Below are 7,411 nucleotides of genomic sequence, written 5' to 3' on the forward strand. Positions count from 1 at the left end.
CGCGTGTCCAGGCGATCTGCGATTTCGTGCACGACCACATCACATTCAACTATCAGAACGCCCATTCGCATCGTACCGCCCACGGGGCTTATCTCGACCGGACCGGTGTTTGCCGTGATTTCGCCCACCTGGCGATCGCGCTCTGCCGCTGCGTCAACATCCCGGCCCGGTACTGCACCGGCTATCTCGGAGACATCGGCGTTCCGCCCGTGCCCGATCCGATGGATTTCAGCGCCTGGTTCCAGGCCTACCTCGGCGGCCGCTGGTACACGTTCGATGCGCGACACAACATCCCGCGCATCGGCCGCGTCCTGATCGCGACGGGCCGCGACGCGACCGACGTGGCCATCTCGACGAGCTATGGGCCCTCTTCGCTGGTCGGCTTCCAGGTCGTCACCGAGGAGGTGTGGGAAGAGCGGCCGGTCACCGCTCGCTCGGCCTCGTCGAGGGATCGCGCGGAGCTCTAGTGCGATGCTGGAGCGGCCAGGCCGAAAGTCCCCGACTCCCCTCGCCGAGTTTGTGCACTCGGCCGGGCGCACGATTTCCNAGTGCGATGCTGGAGCGGCCAGGCCGAAAGTCCCCGACTCCCCTCGCCGAGTTTGTGCACTCGGCCGGGCGCACGATTTCCAACGACGCCGACCCGCTCGCTATCGGCGCTTCCGGGGAGGGAGGCGGATCCGGGGTCGCGCCGGGAGTTCGTTCGGTGCGGGGCGCCCGGATCCGCGCGCGCCTGCGCGCGCAGTTGAGAAGCGAGCGGATCGGGCTGGCCCTGGCCCTTCTCGCCTGCCTGGCGCCCGGGGCGGCCATCATGGTCATGATCGTTGTTCTGGTGGCGCAAGTGTCGCTCGCGTCGGGCCATTTCTGGACGCTGCTGGTGCGCCCGCGCGTGCTCCCGGTCGAGCCCTCCGACCGCGACGCCGACCGTCCGCTGGTGTTCTCGGTCCATGTCGCCACATGCGACGAGCCCCCGGCGCTGGTGATCGCGACGCTCGAGAGCCTCGACGCCCAGATCGATCCCCCGGATTTCGAGGTCATCGTGATGGACAACAACACCGCCGATCCCGCGGTGTGGCACCCGGTCCGCGACTGGTGCCAGGGGCACGGACGGTTTCGCTTCCTTCATGAGGATCGCGTCGAAGGAGCCAAGGCGGGGGCGCTCAACATCGCTTTCGCAGCCACAAACCCGAAGGCCACCCATGTCGTCGTGGTCGATGCCGACTATCAGCTGACCCCGGACTTCCTCGCGCTCGCGGCCGGCGCGCTCCGTCGGCACCGGGCGGATTTCGTGCAGTTTCCGCAGGCGTACCGCTCCGCCGAGCCCGCCGCCGGCGTGGTGCTCGAGCTTTCCGACTACTTCACGCGGCACGCGCGCTTCGCGGACGCGGCCGACGCGATGCTGCTCACCGGGACGCTGAGCGTGATCGACCGGCGCGCGCTCGCGGCCGCCGACGGCTGGAGCGCCGCGACCCTGACCGAGGACGCGGCGCTCGGGCTGCGGCTGCGCGCGTTGGGCTATCATGGTCGGCTGGACAGCCGCGTCGGGGGCCACGGACTGCTGCCGCTCGATTTCGCCGCGCTGGAGCGCCAGCGCTATCGTTGGGCGGCCGGCAACCTCGCGAGTCTCGGGGATATCGCCCAGCTGCCGAGCCGGACCGCCGCGCATGTCTTCGCGCAGCTGACCGCCTGGACCAACCTCGCGCTTCCGGCGGCGGCCTGCCTCGCCGGGGGCTGGGCGCATCTGACGTACGCCGGCGAGACCGCCGGCGTGCATTCCGCGCGACTTCTCGTCGAACTGGCTACGGTCTGCCTCTGCCTCATCATCGTGAGCGCCGTGATACCGCTCGCGGCTTGCATTTCCCGCGCCGGCGTCCTCGCGGTCGTCGCGGCTTCGGCGACCCGCGTCGCGCTGGTCCCTTCCGCCGCGCGCGGGACCATCGACGGGCTTTTCGGCACCGCCGGCGCCTTTCAACGCACTCCGAAGTCCCCGACGCAAGCGCGCGACTGCCTGCCTTTTCACCTCGCCGCCCTGGCGCTGCTCGGGGCGACGATACTCGCCTACCCGGCCGGCGTTCCGCTCGCCCGCTTCGGCGCGGTCCTGCTGATCGCGCCGGCCGTGAGTTTCCTGTTCACCGCGCGGCATCTCGCGAATTACCGCGCCGCGCTCGCATCCTAGGAGGCCGCCATGTTGCCAAGTGTCACGATCGTCATTCCGACCTACAATCGCGGACACAGCATAGGTCAGGCCGTCGAGGCGGCGCTCGCCCAGTCGCACCCCGCGGTGCGCGTGCTCGTGATCGACGACGCCTCGACCGACGATACACCGCGCGTCCTGGCCCGATACGCGGATCATCCGAAGTTCACCTCGGTCAGGCTTGGAAGAAACGTGGGCACCGCCCGGGCAAAGAACGTCGGCATCGCCCTCAGTCGCTCGGACGCGGTCACATTCCACGATTCCGATGACCTGCCGCACCGCGACAAGGTCGCGCGGCAGGCGCGGGTGATCGGCAATGAGAACGTCGGCGCGCATCCTTGCCTGAACTGGCGACTCGCCGGCAGAGAGCCGGAGTCAACGATCCAGATCGGCGCCGCCTTGTGCCACCACGAGTTGATCCTGCCCGATGGCGGCCGGGTGGAAATCCGGCGGACGCTGTCGCTCGTCGACGATTTCTTCCCGAACCTGCAGATGGCGGCGGGTGTTCCCGGCGACTGGACGCACGTGAACTCCGGGCTGTTCCATCGCTCGGTCTTCGATCGCCTCGGAGGTTTCTCCGATTGCGTGGAGGAAGATCGCGAGTTTCGCAACAGGTTGATCATGGCGGGCGAGGTCATCTGGGTCATACCCGAGATCCTTCTCACCAAGATCGAGACGCCCGACTCTCTGACCCAGACCAGCGCCACGGACTACGACAGTCCGCGCCGCGCCGCCGACCGTCTCCGGGTCTGGCGGTCCGTGGAACGGTGGTTCGCCACCCGCGAGGTCGAACCCGTGCCGATCGATCTCGCGGACATCCGCGTCGTGGCTTGCTCCAACCCCGCCGCCGTCGATCTCACCCTGCTGCGCGGAGCTGTGGAGGTGGCGGTGTGACCCTCCGGCTCGCTATCGTCGACCCGCTGACGCCGGTTCCCTACAGCGGAGACCGGGAGAGCCTCGCGGGGTTGGGTGGAACCGAGGCGACGGTCGTTCGGGTGGCGGAGCGGCTGGCCCCCGGCGTCACCGTGTTCCAGACCGGGCGCGTTCGGTCCGAGCGGGTGAGCGGTGTCGCCTATGCTGCCTTCGATCCGGCGCGCGCACTGCCGGGCGCGCCGGAGATCATCCTCGTCATCAATTCCTGGAAGGTTGCCTTGCGGCTGCGACGCGCGCATCCGGATGCTCGGATAGCGCTCTGGATGCATGTTTTTCCCGGGCGGCATAACCGTGTCATGGGACCGGCGCTCGCGGAGGCGGAGATCGAGATCATTGGCGTCTCGGCCAGTCATGCGCGCGCGCTGCGTTCCTTCCTTCACATGCCACGGCCTCCGATCACGCATGTGTTCAATCCGATCAGCGATGATCTTCGGCCCGATGCGACGCGACGCGATCCCAACCTGCTGCTGTTCGCGTCGTCGCCTCACAAGGGCCTCGACGAGGTGTATCGCGCGTTCGGGCAATTGCGAGCCCGACTGCCCAGCCTGCGCCTCGCCGTCGCCGATCCGGGCTATCTGCGCTGGCGCGTCGGCCTGGCGCCGGAGGGGGTCGAGCATCTCGGACGCCTCGATCCTTCGGCGCTCGTCTCCTGGATGCGGCGCGCCCTGTGCCTGTTCTACCCCCAGACCCGGTTCGCCGAGACGTTCGGCCTCGTGATCGCGGAGGCGAACGCCGTCGGTTGCCCCGCGCTCCTTCACGCGGGATTGGGCGCGAATGACGAGGTGGCGAGCGATCCCTCGCAGCTGATCGACGCCCGTGATCCGGACGCGATCGCCGCCCGCGTCCTTGCGTGGCGCGCGACCTCGCCGATTGTCCGCGCGCGACCGGAGTTCCGGCTGTCGGCGGTCATCGAAGCCTGGCGGTCGGAATTGTCGCGGCCCGCGCCAACGCGCACCTCTGCTCCCGCCGAGGCGGGCGCATGAACGCGCCGGTCACGGCGGTCTTCGGCGATGAGCTGCCTTGGCAGGTGGCCGTGACGATCCCGGCCAGGGACGAGGCCCGCCGCGTGCGCGCCTGTCTGGACGCGGCGGCGGTGGCCCTGGCAGGGCGTGGAGGCATCGTCCTCGCCGCGAACGGCTGCCAGGATGACACCGCCGCGCTGGCCCGCGGCTGGTTCGCCCGCACCGGACTGCCCGGCGCGGTGATCGACGAGCCTGTTCCGCCAGCGGGCAGCGGTGTGGGCCGAGCGCGTCGTCTGGCCAACTGCGCCGCGCTGGAAAGGCTCTCCGTCGATGGCACCATCATGACGACCGACGCCGACGGGCGCGTCGCCCCGGATTGGGTCACCGCCAACTTGCGGGAACTGAGCCGCGCGGACCTCATTTGTGGGCTTGTCCTACCCGACGTCGAAGAAAGCGCCGCTCTTCCCGCGCGGATCGCACAGCTGGGGGCGATCGAGGGTGAATATGAGCAGCTGACCCGCCGCGCGCTTTGGCTCCTCGATCCAGTCCCCCATGACCCCGAACCGGCGCATCTGAACGCGGCCGGTGCCAGCCTCGCCTTTGGCCGGGCGCTTCATGCGAGCCTGGGAGGGATGCCGGATCTCGCCGTGGGCGAGGACCGCGCCTTCGCGGCCGCGGCCGAAGCGCGGGGGTGGCGGGTGAGGCATTCTTCCACCGCGCGCGTCGTGATCTCCTGCCGCATGACGGGGCGCACGCCGGGAGGGATGGCGGGCGCGTTGAGAAGTCGCCTGACCGATGAGGATCCGCTCGTCGATGAGATCTTCCAACCCGCGCAAAGCACGTTGCGACGCGCGCGCTTGCGCGCGGCGCTGCGACGGCGGGTCGCGCCCGATGATTTCGGGAGGATCTGGGCCCGCGTCGAAGCGGAGACGTCTGGCCTCGTCGCCCGCCGCATGCATCTTTCCGGTCTCCGCGCCGAACTGCCACGGCTTCGGCGCGCGGTGGCGCGGCTCGAGCGCGGCCGCCGCGCGATGGTCGGAGCATGAACCGCCCCGACACCCGCGGCGCCCTCGGGGAGACCAGCGCCGCGCTGGCGCGCGTCGCCGCGCGCGCGGCGGCGGCCGACGCCGGCGAGCTCGACCTGTCCGAGGACGTCGCGGACCTGCGACGGTGTGGATTGCTTGATCGGCTATCGCATCCGTCGGACCCGAAAGCGGCCGTGACCATGCTGCGCCGCGTCGGGCGGGCAAACCTTTCGGTAGGACGGCTCGTCGAGGGGCATATGAACGCGCTGAAGCTCATCGCGCTTTACGGCGACGCCGAGCAGTGCCAGCGCCATCGGTCAGACGCGGCGAATGGAGTGCTCTATGGCGTCTGGGGCGCGGATGGCGAGCAGCCCGCTCGGATCTCAAGGATGGGAGGGCGCCGGGTCGTCCTGGCTGGCGGCAAGCGCTTCGCCTCGGGGCTCGGCCTTGTCGGTCGATCCATCGTGAGCGTCGGACGCCTGGATGGCACGCGGTTGGCGGTGGTCTCGACCACCGACGGCACGCGTGCCGACGCGGGCGCCTGGCAGATGAGCGGCATGCGCGCGACGGTTTCGGGAACGTTCAATCTCGATGCGCTCGAGGGCGAACTGCTGGGCACCCCTGGGGACTACGAAACCGAACCGCATTTCGAAGGTGGTGTCTGGCGTTACGCGGCGCTCCACGTCGGTGGGCTCGAGGCGATGGCCGAGGCGGCGCGGCAGGCGATCCGAAGAGACCAGCGCGAGGCGCAGTTGTGCCGGCTGGCCCAGCTGGCGGCCAACGCGCATGCCGCGCGTCTGATGGTCGAGGCGGCGGCCGTCGCCATCGAGGCCGCGGACGCCCGGCCGGACACGGTCGCGCTCAGCCTTCTCGCACGGGAATTCGTCGAGACGTCCTGCCTGGAGGGGATTGCCATGGTCGATCGCGCGCTCGGCACGCGCGCCTTCGCGACGGGCGCGCCGGTCGAGCGCATCCGGCGCGACCTGCAACTCTTCCTTCGTCAAGCCGATCTCGATGGAAAGCTTGCTCGAGCGGGGGCGCTGGTGTGCCAGGCGAATGCCCCGATCGGCGAAGCTCTGGGGGAGGAGCCCGCGGAATGACCGAGCTCTACAATGCCCCGCTGCTCGCGGCGGCCTCGATCGCGCCATTCGCGACCATCGACGAGCTCTCAGGGGGTGGAGCCGTCCTGGTCCTCGCGCCGCATCCCGACGATGAAACGCTCGCCTGTGGCGCGGCTATCGCCGCCGCCGCCGAAGCGGAAATCGAGGTGCGCGTGGCGATCGTGACTGACGGCTCGCGTTCGCATCGCGCCTCGGCGCGGTTCCCGGCGGAGCGCTTGGCCGCGCTCCGAAGGCGAGAGGTGACCCGGGCGGTGAGCATCCTCTCCGAGGGGCGCGTGACGCCGATCTGGCTCGGATACACCGACCTCGCCGCCCCGGAGGACGAAGCGACCTTCCTGGAGCTCGCGGGCAGGCTCGGTGATCTTTCCAGGATCTCGGCGATCTGGACAACCTGGGGTGGCGACCCCCATCCGGACCATCTCAGGAGTTGGCAGCTTTCCCACTGGCTCTCCGCCCGGCTCGGAATCCAGGTCTGGGGGTGCCCCGTCTGGGGTCGCCTCGGTACCAGCTGGCCCGTGCCGCGCGCCATCCGGCGCTTCGCCTCGGACCCCTGGCGCCAACGGAAGGCACGCGCGGTGGAGGCGCATGTATCGCAGATGACGCGTCTGATCGACGATGACCCCTCTGGCTTCATGATGCCGCCGGGACTGAAAAATCACTTCATCGCAACCGACGAGATCTTCATCCGACCATGAGCATGGACCCCGCCGTTTTCGACCGCATGTATTCGGAGAACATCGACCCCTGGGGCTATGAAACCAGCGCTTACGAGGCGGAGAAGTATGCGCTCTCTCTGGGCCTCCTGGGCGCCCGCCGGTTTCCGCAGGGCGTCGAGATTGGTTGCTCGATCGGTGTATTGAGCGAGCAGATCGCTCGACGCTGCGATTACTTTCTTGGCGTCGACGCGGCCGAGGCGGCGCTCGTGCGCGCCAGATCGCGAGGTGTGGCCAACGCGGAGTTTCGTCGCGCCGTGCTTCCGAGGGACTGGCCATGTGGCGCCTGGGACCTCATCGTATTGTCCGAGGTGCTCTATTTCTTCGACGCCGACGATATCGCTCAGCTCGCGCACGATGCCGCGCGGACGCTCTCGGGTAACGGTGTCGTCCTGCTCGCAAGCTATCTCGGCGACACTGAGACCGAGCTCGATGGGCCGGCATCCGAAGAGATGTTTATCGAATG

General features: G+C 69.2%; 8 protein-coding genes. All 8 read left to right on the forward strand.

The genetic code is table 11. The annotated features are described in order from the left end of the window. The coding region (locus ACLJK8_RS21245) for a transglutaminase-like domain-containing protein (RefSeq protein ID WP_413152401.1) at window positions 1-467 on the forward strand (467 nt) is incomplete at its 5' end. A gap of 236 nt (window positions 468-703) precedes the next feature. Next, window positions 704-2,173 (forward strand): glycosyltransferase family 2 protein, encoded by a 1,470-nt coding sequence (locus ACLJK8_RS21250; protein WP_413152350.1) that lies wholly within the window; start codon window positions 704-706, stop codon window positions 2,171-2,173. 9 nt (window positions 2,174-2,182) lie between these two features. Beyond that, the gene (locus ACLJK8_RS21255) at window positions 2,183-3,085 is read left to right on the forward strand and encodes a glycosyltransferase family 2 protein (protein WP_413152349.1); all 903 of its coding nucleotides are present in this window, start codon (window positions 2,183-2,185) and stop codon (window positions 3,083-3,085) included. After that, window positions 3,082-4,107, forward strand: a complete 1,026-nt coding sequence (locus ACLJK8_RS21260; RefSeq protein WP_413152348.1) for a glycosyltransferase — start codon at window positions 3,082-3,084, stop codon at window positions 4,105-4,107. The genes ACLJK8_RS21255 and ACLJK8_RS21260 overlap by 4 nt, the downstream gene beginning before the upstream one ends. Next, on the forward strand, window positions 4,104-5,132 hold the full coding sequence (locus ACLJK8_RS21265; RefSeq protein WP_413152347.1) for a glycosyltransferase: 1,029 nt from the start codon (window positions 4,104-4,106) through the stop codon (window positions 5,130-5,132). Before ACLJK8_RS21260 ends, ACLJK8_RS21265 begins: the two co-directional genes overlap by 4 nt. Then, complete coding sequence (locus tag ACLJK8_RS21270; RefSeq protein ID WP_413152346.1) at window positions 5,129-6,211, forward strand: acyl-CoA dehydrogenase; 1,083 nt, start codon at window positions 5,129-5,131, stop codon at window positions 6,209-6,211. Before ACLJK8_RS21265 ends, ACLJK8_RS21270 begins: the two co-directional genes overlap by 4 nt. Continuing rightward, window positions 6,208-6,927, forward strand: coding sequence for a PIG-L deacetylase family protein (locus ACLJK8_RS21275; protein WP_413152345.1), 720 nt, complete (start codon window positions 6,208-6,210; stop codon window positions 6,925-6,927). Before ACLJK8_RS21270 ends, ACLJK8_RS21275 begins: the two co-directional genes overlap by 4 nt. After that, the coding region (locus tag ACLJK8_RS21280; RefSeq protein ID WP_413152344.1) for an SAM-dependent methyltransferase at window positions 6,924-7,411 on the forward strand (488 nt) is incomplete at its 3' end. The genes ACLJK8_RS21275 and ACLJK8_RS21280, both read left to right, overlap by 4 nt.

Source organism: Amaricoccus sp. W119 (assembly GCF_047275745.1).
Lineage (GTDB): Bacteria > Pseudomonadota > Alphaproteobacteria > Rhodobacterales > Rhodobacteraceae > Amaricoccus.

What these genes read in the sequence shown, in the direction of transcription:
- ACLJK8_RS21275 (WP_413152345.1), top strand. Translation starts at nt 6,208, where the DNA reads ATGACCGAGCTCTACAATGCCCCGCTGCTCGCGGCGGCCTCGATCGCG.
- ACLJK8_RS21270 (WP_413152346.1), top strand. Translation starts at nt 5,129, where the DNA reads ATGAACCGCCCCGACACCCGCGGCGCCCTCGGGGAGACCAGCGCCGCG.
- ACLJK8_RS21265 (WP_413152347.1), top strand. Translation starts at nt 4,104, where the DNA reads ATGAACGCGCCGGTCACGGCGGTCTTCGGCGATGAGCTGCCTTGGCAG.
- ACLJK8_RS21255 (WP_413152349.1), top strand. Translation starts at nt 2,183, where the DNA reads ATGTTGCCAAGTGTCACGATCGTCATTCCGACCTACAATCGCGGACAC.